Source organism: Maridesulfovibrio bastinii DSM 16055, from assembly GCF_000429985.1.
Taxonomy (GTDB): Bacteria; Desulfobacterota; Desulfovibrionia; order Desulfovibrionales; family Desulfovibrionaceae; genus Maridesulfovibrio; species Maridesulfovibrio bastinii.
Map to the genome: position 1 here is coordinate 107,338 of NZ_AUCX01000007.1, position 15,558 is coordinate 122,895.

Here is a 15,558-nt window from a genome sequence, read left to right on the forward strand (position 1 = left end):
CAGGAACTGTTACGGAGTTTAGAACAGAATTAGGAGAGAGAATGAGCGAATTCAAGGAGTTCCAAGGTAAGAATCTGGATGAGGCAATTACAAACGCCTGTAAACACTTCAACCTGAATCGCGATAAATTGGAAATTGAAATAGTGAGTGGTGGCTCAACAGGTGTTTTTGGCCTTGTAGGCAAGAAAAATGCCCGTGTTAAAGCCCGCCCCCGCTATGTAGATAAGCAGCAGAGCAATGATGGAGATTCCAATCGTAGAAACGAGAGGGCTCCACGCCGGACTCCGGAGCGTGAAAAAGTTCAGGAACGTGAAGAACGTGCACCTGAGGCTCCTGCCGAAGCTCCTGCAGTAAAAGAAGAATCAGCTCCTGCCGTTAAAGAGGAAAGCGAAATTCAGGTTAAGCCTGAACCTGTCGCTCCGGTAGTTGCAGAAGAACCTTCAGAACAGACTGAGTCTGTTGAAGAAGATAAAAATGTCTCCAACAATTTTGACAGTGCTGAAAATGAAGACTGTCAGAGCTCTGCAGATTTCGATGCACAGCAGGATGATGAAGAGTTTGCGGAGGATGATAATTCCCGGAAATCAGGCGCTCAGGATGGTTATTCTCCTGAAAAACGCAATGTGATGGAAGGAGACCCTGAGGAAATTGCCGCGGCGGTAAAAGAAGCCCTTGAAATGATGATTGAACCCATCATTCAGGCTAAGCCAAAGCTGGAAATTGAAGTCGGCGAAGACAGAGTTAATGTTCTTGTTGACGACGAAGAGAACTCAGGACTTATCATTGGCCGTGAAGGACAGACTCTTGCTGCATTGCAGTATCTTTGCAACCGCATGGTTTCTAAGAAAATGCAGACTTCTGTCAGAGTTCAGATTGATACTGGAGATTATCGCGAACGTCAGGATGAGAAATTGCGTCAACTTGCATGGCATCTTGCTGACAAAGCAAATAATACCGGTAGAGTGCAGAGTACAAAACCTCTAAGCTCCTATCATCGCAGAGTTGTACACATGGCTTTGCAGGAAGATAAGCAGGTAAATACACGCAGTAAGGGCGATGGTCCTATGAAGCGTGTGCTTATTCTTCCAAAACGTGGCCGCGGCGGAAGGTCCGGTGGTGGTTATAACCGTGACCGCAGTGGTTCCGGTAATTATGGTTCGCGTCAGGGCAACAGTCGTTACGATAACAATCGTTATGACAATAGACGGAACAGCTCCGCACCTAGAAACAGTTCCGCTCCGCGAAACAGCCCTGCTCCTCGCAATGGCAATGCTCCACGTAGTAATCAGCCTGTTGACGAAGATAATTTCAATAATGAGTTTGCTCCCGGTGGATACCATAGTGGGAACAGTTATGTAGGTTATGATCCTAATTCTGTTTCTTCGCTTTACTCCAATGAACCCGGGTATAATAACGGCTCCAGATATAACCGCAATACAGGAAGCCGCTATAATAATAACCGCAACAACCAGAATGATAACGGCAGGAATAATCCAAGGGGCGGTCAGAAACGTTACAACAACCGTAATGATAAGTACGGTGAAAAACGTGACTTCAACAGCCGCAATAACCGTAAAACTGAATCTAACGAGAATACAGATTCAGGCATGGATAGATATAACGGCCGTTATTAGCGTTTATTATTTAAATGTCTTTAAAAACCTCGCAGGATGAGATCCTGCGAGGTTTTTTAGTTTTTCATGGTCTCCTTATCTGTGTCGGTCGCTTAAGCGGGTTGCTAAGCTTTGACCGATATTATAGTTAATTCCTTCCTTACGATAAAGAATGATGCTAGATTCAGATGTTCAGTCTTCTGTTAATAAGGGTGATTCAGAAAATTATTTTATAATGCCGACTCCGGCATGTGTAGATCAATTAATTAAATAAAATTGAGCAGGTTCTGCTTAATTCGGTAAAAAATATGGGTATCAATTCAGCCGGTACTATCGCAGCCATAGCAACTCCAGCAGGCGAAGGCGGAGTAGGAATAATACGTATTAGCGGTCCGGATGCACTCGAAATTGGGACATCGCTTTTTATTTCTTCCAATGAAAAATTCGAAAAATTCAGACCTTACGTTATGCACCACGGAGTCATAACAGATAGCCATGTGTCTGAAATAGATGAAGTCCTTGCTGTCTATATGCCCGGACCGGGATCGTATACCGGGGAAGATGTTATTGAAATAAATTGTCACGGAGGACGGTCCATACTGGGGGCAGTGCTGGAAGCTGTTCTTGAAAAAGGCGCACGTCTTGCTGAAGCCGGTGAATTCACCCTAAGGGCTTTCCTGAATGGCCGTATGGATCTTACTCAGGCAGAAGCTGTTGCAGAAATGATTCATGCCCCTTCACGCGGAGCTGCACAACTTGCCAAGGTAAAGCTTTCCGGTACACTCGGGCTGCGGATAAAAGAGCTTCGGGAAAGTCTTGAATATCTCAGGGCGCAATTGTGTGTTGCTGTTGATTTTCCTGAAGACGAGCTTGAATGCCTGCCTCTGGAAGAACTTGAATCAGGGGTTTCCAATGCCTGTGCGGAAATAAAAGAACTCCTTTCAGGAATTGACAGAACCCGGGCCTGGCGCGAGGGTGGGCTTGTTGTTATCAGCGGTAAAGTCAATGCCGGTAAATCGAGTCTGCTTAATGCTCTTCTGGGTCGCAACAGGGCAATTGTTACTGATATTCCCGGTACTACCAGAGATTTTATCGAAGAAACCATTAATCTTGACGGCTTACAGGTTCGTATTGTTGATACCGCTGGATTAAGGGTTACAACTGATGCTGTTGAGCAGGCCGGTCTTGAGATGGGCAGAGAACTGGCAGGACAGGCTGACCTTGTTCTGCTGATGATTGATGGGACCCTCAGCCTTGCTGAAAACGAGTTGGACCCGGAACTGACATCGGATAGCTCAAGATGTCTTGCTGTTATAAATAAAAGCGATCTTGAGAGGGCTGCTGACGATCCTGAGAAGGAGCTTGAGCGGCTGGGTTATGAAACTATTTCAATATCAGCCAGAACCGGAAAGAATATCGAACCCTTATCCGGTATCATAAGGGAAAAAATACTTTCAGGAGGCAGAGAGCCTGATCCTGATGAAGTTGTGCCCAATATGCGTCAGGCAGAGACTTTGAAAAGGGCTTTCGATGAGCTTGTTCTACTTATTGATGACATTCGGCTCACTATACCGTACGACCTGCTTGGTGTGCGGCTTGAAACAGCATGTTCTCTGCTGTCGGAAATAACAGGTGAGATTACACCTGCTCAGGTTCTTGATTCAATTTTCAGTAAATTTTGTGTTGGAAAATAAAATGGATAATAAAGTAGTAGATCTTAAACATATCACCTGTGGCCTTGTTCCCGCTATTGTCGATAACCTTAAAGCTTATTCCGGAGATGTTATTGATTTTAAGATCAGATCCGGCATAAGGCAGACTATAATTAGCGGTTTCGGCACTGGTGGTCAGTGGAAAATGGAATTCATCACTTCACTTGAGTACGACACATTGCGCCTGACAAGGGTGAAAAATAAAAAGAAGGTAGAGCTGGATATAGTTTCCTACTAGCTCAGCTGTCAGCTTTTTTTTTCAAGTAGGCTGCCGTATTAGGGCAGATTTCGTGAAAATTATGCTTTGCCATAAGTTTTTTCAGGTCTTCGATATCATCGATGTCGGATTTTTCAGGCAGTATGACCGGACTCAGTTTCAGCTTCTCCATTTGAGAAACAGTTGATTCCAGAACTGATTCTGTACTCCATTTTATATCTGAAAAAATTTGATGGTCGAGTTGCGAGGATTTCAGTCCGATTAGATAATATCCTCCATCGTCAGCAGGGCCAAGACAAGGCATTCCTTCACTTAGAGCTTCAAAGGCCAGTTCTATTGTTTCAGCATCAAGAGTAGGAATATCACTGCCTATCAGAACAGCATCTCTGCATCCTGAGTTGAAAATATCGGCAAAGGCATTGAACATTTTTTTACCGATATTTTCGCCACGCTGAAAAATAATTTTAAGATCATCGCCAAGCAGTTTTTTATAGCCTTCAATATCAGATGAATATGGATCAGCACAGACAGTTATAGCTGCCTCACAAACTGAGATTTTAAAAAGAGTATCAGCTATGAAGCAGCTGTATATATCCGCTGCTTCCTTATATCCAAAATCCTTCCCCAGTCTTGTTTTAACTTTTCCTGCTTTAGGGTATTTTAGAAAAAAAAGTATATTCTGCACAGCTAGTTATCCCTGTTGGGCTTGTACATTCCCGCAAGTCTTGTCGGTGGTGTTCCGACCAGATAGAGCAGCCGCAATAACCAGTTGCGTAAAAAACATTTGATTATACCTGTTTTTCTGTAGCGCCTTGATGATGTTCTTACACTTTCCCGGCTTATTATTATGAGCAGCCGTTTTTTTCTTATTCTGGAAAAAAATTCTACGTCTTCCATTATTGGAATTTCAGGAAAACCACCACTGCTGTGAAAATAATCAGCTTTAACAAACGGGGCCTGATCTCCGTATGGAATTCTTTCAATTCTACTTCTGATGTTACCCACAAACGCTGTCAGGCGAAGTAGTGGATGCGGGTTGTCAAAAGCCAGATTGAAAGCTCCTGCGGTAAACCAGGGCAGTTTTGAAGACTCTAAAATTATTTCAGGGGCATTAGCTGGCAGAGTAGTATCAGCATGCAGGAAAAGTAGGATTTTTTTAGTGGCAACAGCTGCCGCGGCATTCATCTGTATGGCTCTGCCGGGTTTGGAGATAATTGATTTAACCTTGGGGTCCTCAATACATTCTATGGTGGAACCGTCTGCGCTTCCATCAGCGACAATTATTTCACATTGCTCACCGAAAATATCACGCAGGGAAGAAATGCAGGTGTTGATATTCTTCTGCTCCCCAAGTACCGGTATAATAACAGATAAGGACAAATGGTTCATGTTTTTCAGGCTAAACACGAAATCCTAAAATATAAAGAAAAATAAAAGGTAATAAAGACTATGAAGGGTTTAACAACAGATAGAGAAGATATCGAAAAAGTAATGGCTCAGGGTGATTATCTGACCCTTTCTGTTTGTGATGAAAAGGGCATTTACAATGTCCCCGTGAATTATGGTTTTCGGGACAACTGTCTTTACATCCACTCCGGAAAATCAGGACGGAAGTATCAGGCACTGCTGGCAGGTAATGAAATCTGCTTCAGTGTTGTTGCAGACTGTTCGCTCAGAACAGGCGAAAATCCATGCAAATGGGGCTATCTGTTTAAAAGTGTTGTCGGATTCGGAGAACCACGCCTTATTGAAAATGATGAGGAAAAAATCAGGGCATTTTCAATTATCATGGATCAGTATGGCAATGGCACATGGGAATTTGAGCCGACGTCACTTAAGGGAACAGCCGTATTTGAAATACCTGTAACCCGTATTTCTGCAAGGATAAAAGAATAGCTTAGTAACCAGGAGCAGAGCTGTATTTAACCAACCCAGTCGAGCTGCTGTTCTTCCATCTGAGCCTGACAGCCGACACACAAAGTCGTTGTGGGTTTGGCCTTAAGTCTTGCGATACCTATTTCGGAACCGCAGTTTTCGCATTCGCCGAATTCATAATGGTCAATACGCTGTAGTGTCGACTCTATCTCAGAGATGAGTTTTGCTTCGCGTTCACGAAGGACAATATTCAGCTTCTGTTCTGTAAGCCTTGAGGCATACTCATTATCATCAGCGCAGTTCTCAACAGCCGTGTCTCTTGATTCTGCTGTAGCAATGAGTTCGGCCAGTCTGTTCTCAAGATACTCTTTAATCATTTTGCGGTTCTGTTTGTTCATGTTTTATCTCCGCTATGAGGTCTGAGGTTTTCGAACTGTTCAGCCTTATACTGCGGAGCTCTGGATAGTTGTTCGCAAACAGGTTACGTGTTCAATACAATCATGAAACAACCATAAAAACGTTATTGGGTGCTATAAACGAGGTCAGAATTCAATGAGCTGTACAAACTATATGGAATATTGGGATAAAGAGGGATCGCAGAAAAATTTTTCAACTCCCTTTCAGCTGGAAGAGTTCAAATCACATGTTGCCACGGACAAAAAAGTTCTGGATGTCGGCTGCGGTTACGGGCGGATAATGAAAAAGCTTATTGCTGCCGGCTATGAAAATGTTACCGGTATTGAACCTTCGCGCTCTTTAAGGGAAAGGGCTTCGAAAGAGTCCGGGGATTGCAAGATTGTTGAATTTGACGGAATGACTATCCCTTTTAACGATTCTTCTTTTGATGCTGTGGTGTTGGCTGCTGTTTTAACCAGTATTCCCCGTGATGAGGATCAGGAAAGATTGCTCGCCGAGATAAGCAGGGTTCTGAAGGATGAAGGAATTCTTTATGTAAACGATTTCCTGCTTAATGAAGACAGCAGAAATCTTGAGCGATATGCAAAATTTCATGAAAAATACGGCAGATACGGTATTTTCGAATTATATGATGGCGGCGTGACCAGACATCACAGTCTTGACAGAATCAATGCGCTTTTTAGCGGATTTAAGACTGTTGTGTTTGAAAATATAGTCTACACGACAATGAATGGTAATAAATCTAACGGATTTTATTACCTTGGAAGACTCGGCTGAAAACAGGCTGACAGCTTGATAGAATAAGGGGCGCGTAAAAAGTTAAATTACGCAGGTCTTAGTTCTTATTGAATGTTCTCCCGAAAAGTTCAGTTAAAGTTTCCATTTTTTCACTGATAACCGGGGTCAAGTCTCCGGAAACCATCTTCCAGCCCCAGTTGCCGGAAGCCAGTCCGGGGATATTCATTCTGGCAGATTCATCGAGATTCAGCAGATCCTGAATTTGAAAAATACATAAATTTGCCACTGAGGACATGCAGAGTCTGATCATCTGCCATGATACCTCTGACTCATCCAGCCAGTTGCGTCCGATATAGGCTAAAAAATTGTTCCGGCTTGTCTCATCGGCATTAATCCTGATCCATCCTCTGTTTGTATTGTTGTCATGCGTTCCTGTATATACAACAGAGTTCCGGCGGTGATTGTGAAGGGAATCTCCGCAGGTTGCTATATCTTCCCCAAATGAAAATTGAAGAATATTCATTCCCGGAAGATTAAAGCGATCGCGCAGATGTATAACATCACCGGTTATATGTCCGAGGTCTTCGGCAATAATCGGCAAAGGACCTGTATCGGCACTGAGTTTTTCAAATAACCGGTGTCCCGGAGCCTCAACCCAGTAACCGTCAATTGCGGAAATTGAATCTTTCGGAATTTCCCAGTAAGCCGCAAACCCACGGAAATGATCAAGTCTTATCCAGTTGTATAAACCGAGATTATGGCGCAGTCTGCTCAGCCACCAGCCGAATCCTTCCTGCTCGCATCTTTCCCAGTTGTAAACTGGATTACCCCATAACTGGCCTGTTTTACTGAAATAGTCAGGAGGAACTCCCGCAACGCAATAAGGTTTACCCTGATCATCAAGTTTGAAAAGATGTCGGTTTGACCAGACATCCGAACTGTCGTGGGTGACATAGATAGGCACATCACCGATAAGTTCAACTCCCAGCGCAGCCAGATGTTCTCTAAGCAGTCCCCATTGGCGGAAAAATATCCACTGACAGAATTTAACAAAGAGAACTTCCCGTGCCAGACGTTCGCCCCAGTATCTCAAACCGTCTTCAGAACGGTCACGAACTTCTTCAGGCCAGCTGGTCCATGCCTTGTTGTTAAAGTTCAGCTTAAGAGCTGAGAACATGGCAAAGTCATTAACCCAGTATGCATTTTCCCAGATAAAGGTGTTGAAGCTGTTATCAGAGTTCAGTTCGTCAGCAACTTTATCAAAAGCTGTTCGCAGCAGGTCTTCTTTAGCTTTTTCCGCCTTTTCAAAATTGACACGGTTCGAGTCGGGCAGACTGTACTGCTGTAGTTCTTCTTCCGTCAGCAAACCGAAAGAGATCATCAGCTCAGGACTGATAAGCATCGGATTTGCTGCAAAAGCTGAAAACCCGGAATAAGGTGAATTGCCGGCTTCAGATGAAGTCGGGGTAATGGGCAGAACCTGCCAGAAACGCTGCCCTGATTTTGCCAGAAAATCAGAGAATTTGTATGCTTCCGGTCCGATATCACCAATCCCGAATCTGGAAGGAAGCGAAGTAAAATGCATCAGTATGCCACTTGAGCGTTTCATATTTTTTCCCCGGCTGAAAATTATTACACAATATAAAGGCCTTTTTTATAGACTGGCAGGCCTTCAAAAAATGAATATATGTCATACTGAGAAAAAGTGAAAGAGCCTGTCCTGTGAACAGGGCAGGCTCTTGCAAAGCGAGTTTGAAAAAGACAGGTATTTAATCAGCGTTAACCATTTTTATTACGGTAAAGGATTTGGCTGGCTGAACTAACTCTTTTTGAGGTGATAAAATTTCAGGCAGCTGAAATTGACCTCCATAGGTTTCAGTTTCACTGCACATTAAAGGTACAGCTGTTTTTTCTGGCAAATAGCAGCTCAGATTGCAGGACTGCTCCTGATCTGAAAAATTAAAAATTGCAGCTACAACCTGAACATTCGCACCACGGTTTCTGACCATAAGGAAAGTATCCGGTTGAATGTTTATCACCTGTGATCTTGCCGGGGCAGGAATTCTAAGGGCCTGATTAACTTTTCTCAGGGCGATCAGGTCCCGGTATAGATTAAAAAGGTACCGGCATTGTTCACTTTTTAGATTATCCCAGTTCAATACGGATTTTGCAAATGCATCAGGATGTTCAGGATCAGGGATGCTGGTTTCAGGGTTGTATATCCCGACTTCATTCTGTCTTGCATTAAGGAGGGTTTCAGAAAGTTTTTTTGAATATGGTGAGCTGAAAAAGTGAAAGCAGTTTTCAGCACCTAATTCTTCACCCATAAACAGTAGCGGGATAGACGGTGCCAGCAGGGTCGCTCCGGCGCACAGCTTTGCGCCCCTGAAACCCAGAGCTTTTACAGTTCTGCTTTTTCCGGGATTTCTTCCGGCAAGCCGGTGATCAAGGCTGTACACAATGAACTTACCTTCCTCCTCACCGGGTTGACCGTAAAAATTATGCCGGGCTTTTGAAAATTCACCGTGAAAGCATCTGCCTTTTTGTAATGTTTCGGCAATTCTGGAGCTGCATCCGTATTCCGCGTAGACACCGTTTTGGGATTTTGAAGCCGCGGCAAATACGGCGTTGTGAAAGTCATCCGAGCATAGGGCATTAAATCCGTAGCCACCTTTTTCTCTGGATCTTATAGATGTTAATCCCCCGCATGAATTTTCTGTAGCCAGAAGATATTTTTTAGAACTTCTATCCTCAATTTCTTTAACATTGGCTGAGAGCTCACTCAAAAAATGTATGGGACTGTTGTCTATAATCTTATCTTCACAGGCTATTTTCAGTCCGTCCGCATGATAATCAATAAGCCACGATAAACAGCTTTGCAGATAGAAATCACGGATTCCATAGCTGAATTGTCCGTCAAAATTTATATCCGGGCCTTCCTTGCTTATGTGGCAGGAGCTTCCGAAAGGAGCCAGCGAGCAGAACATGTTGCCCTGCGGAGTTATACTGCTGAGAGAAATTTCAAGAACCACAGCGATATTTTTTTGGTGGCAGATTCTTATGAATTCCTTGAATTCGGATGGCGTTCCGTAAGAGGGCTGCACAGCAAAAGGAAAAACACTGAGATATCCCCAGTCTCTGTCTCCTGAGAAGCAGGCTGTAGGCATGAGCAGCAGCGTGTTTATGCCCAGCTCTGCAAGATGATCCAGCTTTTCCGCGGCTGCGCTGAAATTTCCAGCAGAGGTGAATGTTCCTATATGGGCTTCATATATGATCATTTCATCAGGGTTTATCCCTGCAAAATTATCTCCGTGCCAGTCGAATTTGTAATGGTTAAGCGTGCGTGAAGGAGCTGTAAGCCCGTCAGGCTGAAAGCGTGAAGCCGGATCAGGCAGACATGTTTCACCATTGTGAATAAAACAATAGGAGGCATTGTCTGTGCAGTTTTCGATGATTATAGTATGGTACCCAAGATTATCATACTCCATGGGATAGTCTTTGGTTCTGTTTTGAGTTAGTCTTAAGACAAGCTCTTCGTTTTCAGGAGCAAAGATTGTGAAGCTGCAATTACCGTCTGAATCAAAACAGGCTCCCTGCGGTTTTAAAGTCATTTTTTCTCCTGTCAGATCGAGATTTGAAAATTATCTTCTTTGCTGTCTTTTAGTCGGTTCGTCATTTGCAAGTAAGTAGGTACACCGGAAACAAAGGAGGTTATTATGAGTAACAGTCTGAAGCATGAAATCTGGCGTGAAGATAGCGTTGTATCTGAAGCCATGTTTAGTGAAAACAGTATGTTGCATGAATTAGATTTTCAGGATCTCGCCATCTCTACGGTTGCGGTTAAAGCTGTTCTCGATGCTGCAAAAGCAGTAATGGAGAAGTTTATGCCCGGCAGCCGTCCTGAAAAGTTATCTGCATCTCAAGCCATTGCTCTTTTTGCCGACCGTGTTTTCTGGGAAGAGGATACAGGTAAACTTATACTCTGTTCTGATTATGATCATAGGTCATTTTGCCTTCCCATACCAAGTGATCACTGGCACCTTAAATCGAACCTCGGAATAATCCAATAAGATTATTTATATCTTATTTCAACTAAAAATGTAATATGGAGTTTTATTTAACTCCATATTACATTTTTTTATAGTTAAAACTATATTGACACACAGGCGTGCTTAAAATGTAAGCAGGTTGTCACCGCCGGGTAACCCCTTTGAATCTTCCTCAGGCTAAAAGAGCAGAGTAGGGAATATAAGGATTCAAAGGAGATTAAAATGACTCATGATGGTTGTTCAGATCTTTTCAGACTTCAGTCGCCTTTCAAAGACCCTTTTCGCGGGGCTCTTTTTCAAATTTTCCAAAAACCGTTATCAAGTCTTCTGTGTCTTCCCAGACTCAATTCACTCTATAGCCTTGTGCATGATGAAAGCCATTGGGAAACAAAGACAGACTTTATAGGCAAGGCGTTGAAACTGCTTGGAGTAAGCGCTGCCCTGCCGCAGGAAGAACTGGATAGAATTCCCGAATCCGGTCCCAGTGTGGTTGTGGCAAATCATCCCTTCGGTGTGATTGAGGGGCTTGTCCTTATAAGGCTGCTTAAAGCTGTCAGGCCTGATGTCAAAATTATGGCTAACTTTATGCTTGGTCTTATTCCTGAAATGGGCGAGCACCTGATATGGGTGGACCCTTTTGGAGGTAACGGTTCTGTTGCAGGAAATATCTCCGGACTGAAAGAAGCTGTAAAATGGGTCAAGGGCGGGGGAATGCTTGCTGTTTTCCCGGCAGGGGAAGTTGCCAGCCTTAAGATCAGAGATAGAAAAGTTGAAGACCCGGCCTGGAGCCCGACTGTCGGAGGGATAATCAGGAAAACCGGAGCTTCTGCCGTACCCGTTTATTTCAGCGGCAGAAACAGCGTGCTTTTCCAGATGATGGGGCTTGTTCATCCCGGATTAAGAACTGTCCTGCTGCCTAGAGAAAATCTCAAGAAAAAAAATTCAGAGCTTAAATTTGCTGTCGGGACAGAAATAAAATCAAGCCAGCTGGAAAAATTTAAAAGCAATCGTGAGATTATAGAATATTTAAGATTTCGCACATATATTTTAAAGGGCCGCTTTTCAAAAGGCAATAAAGGTCTGGTTGAGGGGCTTGGTAAAAAAGAAAAACCGGTAAGTGAAAGTGTGCGCCCCGATCAGGTAGTCTCGGAATTTGAAAGTCTCCGGCCGGAAGCGAAAATAGCCGAGTCCGGTGATTTCCAGATATGGGAGGTTCATGCTTCCGAATGTCCGTATATTTTGAGGGAGCTTGGACGGTTGCGTGAAAAAACTTTCCGCACAGTAGGGGAAGGAACCGGAGCACAAGTTGATATTGACAGGTTTGATAATACTTTTGTGCATCTTGTTCTCTGGAATTCTGCGGCAAAAGAAATTGCCGGAGCGTACCGCCTTGGCAGGACGGATGATATTCTGGAAAAATTCGGTCTGCGTGGAGTCTACAGCAACAGTTTTTTCCGTTTTGACAAAGAATTTTTTGATAAAGTAACCCCCGCTATAGAACTGGGAAGGTCGTTCATCAGACCTCGCTACCAGAAAAATTATGCATCACTTATGATGCTCTGGAAGGGTATTGCCGGTTATATATCCAAGAATCCCAAATATCGTTACCTGTTTGGATGCGTAAGTATTTCAGCTGAATATAGTCGTATTTCAAGAGAGATTATTGCCGAATCCCTCTTGTCCCATCGCGGCAGGGCTGACCTCACCGACATGATCAGTCCTGCCCGTCCTTTAAAGCTTAAAAAAATGAAGTACTGGAAGAGTACAATCGCTTCAGATGTTTTTTCAAATCCGGCTGATATGGATATGGTGGTGCAGGATGTGGAAGGCGGGGCAGGTATTCCGGTGCTTCTGCGGCATTATCTTAAAGTCGGCGGGCGACTGGTGGGATTCAATGTTGACCCGGATTTTAATAATTCTCTGGACGGGCTTATTGTGGTCGACCTGCTGGAAACATCAAAAAGAAGTCTTGCAAAATTCATGGGCCGTGAAAACGCCGCCGCTTTTTTAAGGTATCACCTTGAAGAGGAAGAGCAGAATAAACTTGCTGTTTAAATAATTGTTTAAGCTGATCACTCTCAACATGAATTATGGGGGGCAGCCACTTATTCAGGTTGTAAAAAAAGGCCGGGGTTAAACCCGGCCTTACATATTATTGGTAGTAATTATTTTCTATTGGAAAGTGTTTCTTTTAGAGCGGCAACAAAATCATCAATATCCTGTTCCGTGGTCATGAATGAAGTCATCCAGCGGACTTCTCCGGTCAGTTCATCCCAGATGTAGAAAGGACATTTTTCCTGAAGCGGGGCAATGCAGTCTTCCGGTATAAAAGCGAAAACTCCGTTTGCCTCCACTGGTCCTGATATTTTAACTCCGTCCACCTGTGCTGCTTTTTCAGCAAGCAGAGCGGCCATGCTATTGGCTTGCAGGGCGTTTTGTCTCCAGAGTTCATCATCAGCAAGAAATCTTTCAAACTGCGCACCTATAAAGCGCATTTTAGAAATGAGCTGCATTCCCTGCTTGCGGACGAATCTGAAATCATCTCCAAGGCCGGGCTTGAGAAAGACCGCGGCTTCAGCGCACATGCAGCCGTTTTTGGTCCCGCCGAATGAAAGAACATCCACTCCGGCATCCACGGTCATCTCTTTGAAGGAAGTGCCAAGCGCTGCTGCGGCGTTAGCGAGCCTTGCTCCGTCCATGTGGACCAGCAGACCCTCGTTATGCGCTGCGTCACAAATATCTTTTATTTCCTGCACGGTGTAGATTGTGCCAAGCTCGGTACACTGGGCAAATGAAACCACTGCGGGCTGGCTGTGATGCACAAATCCTTTGGCATACATCTGTTCAACCACGGCATCCGGGGTAAGTTTTCCGTTTGCTGTTCTGGCGGTTATCAGTTTGATTCCGGCAACAGCCTCGGGAGAACCGCATTCGTCAACGTGGATATGACCGTAAGTAGAGCAGATTACGCTGTTCCAGCTGCGGGTGATGTGCTTGAGTATCAGGGTGTTGGTGGCAGTCCCGGTTGCGATGAAATATATCTGGGCCTGATCTCCGAAGTGTTTTTTAAAGAGGTCTACCGCGCGCCCGGATACAGGGTCTTCACCGTATGAGGGCATGTCGCCGACATTGGCTTTAAACATTGCGTCCATTATTTCCGGATGGACTCCGGCATAGTTGTCACTTGCGAAAGAACGCATTTTTTTACTCCGTAGAAGATGTTTTGCGTGAAAAAAAGATTGAATACTCCTTCAATTTGCAATGCGCAAGCTGACCACATTTAGAGAAAAAAATGTAGAATTCTGGTTTTGACTGAATTTTTATTGAAATTATGACAGGCTGAACAGCTATTCAAAAATGACCTAAAGGCACGAATTTCTGGCAAGAAGTTCGGAAATTTTATCGGTCATGGCCTGATAGCCTTTTTTGTCGGGATGAACCCCGTCGCCGTGTTTCAGGTCGGCAAAATAAACCTCCGAATCTCCTAAGCTTGTAAAAAGATCAGCGCACGGTATGTTGAGTTCGGCACAGATTTCTCTATAGCCTTTGCATATTTCAGAGAGTTTTTCGTTTTTAACTTTGTCCAGCACTGGTGGAGGGCAGATAAAAAATGTCCGGCAGAGTGCTGTGGCTTCTTCTAAAATCTTCCGTGTTGCTTTAAGGGTGTCTTCTTTATCAACTCCCTGAGCAATATCAGCCGTGCCGAAGCAGAAAAACAGGCGTGAATTATCATTAAAAGGCATGCGGGCTTCGGCTTCAGCTTTCCATCTTTTTTGTATGTGCAGGCTGGTCGAGGCCCGGACGCCAAGATTGTATCCGGTTATTTCATTTCCGCTGGCGTCAAGGTTCATATAGAGTCTGCCAACCCATCCGAGGCGGAAACAGTCTCCGAAGCCGAGAGTTAATGAATCTCCTATGCAACTGATAAACATTGATTTATCCTCCAGAGTACGACACTTTTTTATCTTTAAAAATATAGTGGATATTTAAATGGCTGACGTTGATAAAAACAGATTTTGCCTGCTATGGGAAGACATCTCCACCCAAATAAAAGTGGATTCGGCAGACCGTGACACTTTTAAAAAGTGGTCACTGGTGCTGATGTCCCAGAGCATCCCCCATTTTGTTGACAGCAGCGGAAGCCGGATTAAAATTTTTGTATATACTCCATACGTTAACGAAGCATGCAGTCAGATTGAATTATTTATCGCTGAAAATAGAGCCGGAACCAAAACGGAAGTGAAAAATGATCCGGTTCCCCTTGCCGCACCCATGGTCGTGCTTTATATGTTCTATCTGCTGTGCATGTATGTTTTGAGCAGGACTTTTTCCCCGGTTCTGGGTCTGTATCCTGAAAAAATTGAGTCTATAGGCCGTCTTGATGCTGCAAGGATTCTTTCCGGTGAATGGTGGCGGGCGTTAACCGCTGTGACCCTCCACGGTGATCCGGCGCATATTTTCGGGAATATGGTAATTGGCGGAATGCTCATATCTGTTCTTGCGCAAAGAATCGGAGCAGGGTACGCACTCTTTCCCGCTGTTTGTTGTGCGGCTCTGGCTAACATTATTAATGCGTGGCTGCACGGCAGCGATTTTTTAGCGGTGGGATTTTCCGGGGCTGTTTTCGCCGCTACCGGAATTCTAGCTGCTTTTGAGGCTTTTTCCACGAGTGACATGGGTTTCAGGCAGGCTTTTGTTGCTGTTGCCGCAGGGCTTTCGCTGCTTGCAGCTCTGGGTACCGGCGGTGAAAATACTGATCTGGCTGGTCACTTTCTTGGTTTTGCCTTCGGCCTTGCCACAGGTTTACTACTGCGCATCTGCAATTTATTTTACTCCCACCGGGGACAGATGTCGGATTATATATTATATTTGTGCTCTTTTATTCTGCTATTGGCAGCCTGGGGTGTGGCTTTTTACCGGGTGGGATGATTTTTTAT

Annotated in this window: 15 protein-coding genes; 8 read left to right on the top strand and 7 right to left on the bottom strand. The window is 44.3% G+C overall.

Annotated elements, in window-relative coordinates; translation table 11 throughout:
* Nucleotides 1–41 precede the first annotated feature (41 nt).
* The 3 genes from G496_RS18640 (at nt 42) to G496_RS0102665 (ending at nt 3,563) form a co-directional block, all read left to right on the top strand.
* Nucleotides 42–1,634 (top strand): Jag family protein, encoded by a 1,593-nt coding sequence (locus tag G496_RS18640; protein ID WP_027177907.1) that lies wholly within the window; start codon nt 42–44, stop codon nt 1,632–1,634.
* 287 nt (nt 1,635–1,921) lie between these two features.
* Nucleotides 1,922–3,307: a tRNA uridine-5-carboxymethylaminomethyl(34) synthesis GTPase MnmE gene (gene mnmE, locus G496_RS0102660; RefSeq protein ID WP_027177908.1), complete on the top strand. Its 1,386-nt coding sequence runs from the start codon at nt 1,922–1,924 to the stop codon at nt 3,305–3,307.
* A gap of 1 nt (nt 3,308) precedes the next feature.
* Entirely contained in the window at nt 3,309–3,563 is a 255-nt protein-coding gene (locus tag G496_RS0102665; RefSeq protein ID WP_027177909.1) for a hypothetical protein, read from the top strand.
* Nucleotide 3,564: 1 nt separating this feature from the next.
* On the opposite strand, the gene G496_RS0102670 is transcribed toward G496_RS0102665, so the two are convergent.
* Together G496_RS0102670 and G496_RS0102675 are read right to left on the bottom strand one after the other, a co-directional pair.
* Entirely contained in the window at nt 3,565–4,227 is a 663-nt protein-coding gene (locus tag G496_RS0102670) for a TIGR04282 family arsenosugar biosynthesis glycosyltransferase (RefSeq protein ID WP_027177910.1), read from the bottom strand.
* A 2-nt stretch (nt 4,228–4,229) separates the two neighbouring features.
* Nucleotides 4,230–4,949: a TIGR04283 family arsenosugar biosynthesis glycosyltransferase gene (locus G496_RS0102675; protein WP_245577851.1), complete on the bottom strand. Its 720-nt coding sequence runs from the start codon at nt 4,947–4,949 to the stop codon at nt 4,230–4,232.
* A 42-nt stretch (nt 4,950–4,991) separates the two neighbouring features.
* On the opposite strand from G496_RS0102675, the gene G496_RS0102680 reads away from it, so the two are divergent.
* Nucleotides 4,992–5,438 (top strand): pyridoxamine 5'-phosphate oxidase family protein, encoded by a 447-nt coding sequence (locus G496_RS0102680; protein ID WP_051294789.1) that lies wholly within the window; start codon nt 4,992–4,994, stop codon nt 5,436–5,438.
* A 26-nt stretch (nt 5,439–5,464) separates the two neighbouring features.
* Here G496_RS0102680 and G496_RS0102685 read toward each other — a convergent pair whose 3' ends face one another.
* Nucleotides 5,465–5,815 carry a TraR/DksA family transcriptional regulator gene (locus G496_RS0102685; protein ID WP_027177913.1) on the bottom strand — a complete coding sequence of 117 codons (351 nt, stop codon included), beginning with the start codon at nt 5,813–5,815 and terminating at the stop codon, nt 5,465–5,467.
* 154 nt (nt 5,816–5,969) lie between these two features.
* Between G496_RS0102685 and G496_RS0102690 the strand changes: the two genes are divergently transcribed.
* Complete coding sequence (locus G496_RS0102690; protein ID WP_027177914.1) at nt 5,970–6,611, top strand: class I SAM-dependent methyltransferase; 642 nt, start codon at nt 5,970–5,972, stop codon at nt 6,609–6,611.
* 58 nt (nt 6,612–6,669) lie between these two features.
* Here G496_RS0102690 and malQ read toward each other — a convergent pair whose 3' ends face one another.
* Nucleotides 6,670–8,181, bottom strand: a complete 1,512-nt coding sequence (malQ, locus tag G496_RS0102695) for a 4-alpha-glucanotransferase (RefSeq protein WP_027177915.1) — start codon at nt 8,179–8,181, stop codon at nt 6,670–6,672.
* A gap of 160 nt (nt 8,182–8,341) precedes the next feature.
* Nucleotides 8,342–10,183, bottom strand: coding sequence for an alpha-amylase family glycosyl hydrolase (locus G496_RS0102700; protein ID WP_027177916.1), 1,842 nt, complete (start codon nt 10,181–10,183; stop codon nt 8,342–8,344).
* A 105-nt stretch (nt 10,184–10,288) separates the two neighbouring features.
* Between G496_RS0102700 and G496_RS0102705 the strand changes: the two genes are divergently transcribed.
* Together G496_RS0102705 and G496_RS18645 are read left to right on the top strand one after the other, a co-directional pair.
* Nucleotides 10,289–10,642 (top strand): hypothetical protein, encoded by a 354-nt coding sequence (locus tag G496_RS0102705; protein WP_051294790.1) that lies wholly within the window; start codon nt 10,289–10,291, stop codon nt 10,640–10,642.
* 201 nt (nt 10,643–10,843) lie between these two features.
* A complete protein-coding gene (locus G496_RS18645) occupies nt 10,844–12,676 on the top strand; it encodes a GNAT family N-acyltransferase (protein WP_034632151.1) in 1,833 nt (610 codons plus the stop codon).
* A 110-nt stretch (nt 12,677–12,786) separates the two neighbouring features.
* Here G496_RS18645 and G496_RS0102715 read toward each other — a convergent pair whose 3' ends face one another.
* Both G496_RS0102715 and G496_RS0102720 read right to left on the bottom strand, forming a co-directional pair.
* Nucleotides 12,787–13,821 carry a threonine aldolase family protein gene (locus tag G496_RS0102715; RefSeq protein ID WP_027177918.1) on the bottom strand — a complete coding sequence of 345 codons (1,035 nt, stop codon included), beginning with the start codon at nt 13,819–13,821 and terminating at the stop codon, nt 12,787–12,789.
* Between the two features lie 162 nt (nt 13,822–13,983).
* On the bottom strand, nt 13,984–14,553 hold the full coding sequence (locus G496_RS0102720) for a GDSL-type esterase/lipase family protein (RefSeq protein WP_027177919.1): 570 nt from the start codon (nt 14,551–14,553) through the stop codon (nt 13,984–13,986).
* Nucleotides 14,554–14,611: 58 nt separating this feature from the next.
* Between G496_RS0102720 and G496_RS18650 the strand changes: the two genes are divergently transcribed.
* Complete coding sequence (locus G496_RS18650; protein WP_051294791.1) at nt 14,612–15,550, top strand: rhomboid family intramembrane serine protease; 939 nt, start codon at nt 14,612–14,614, stop codon at nt 15,548–15,550.
* Nucleotides 15,551–15,558 lie beyond the last annotated feature (8 nt).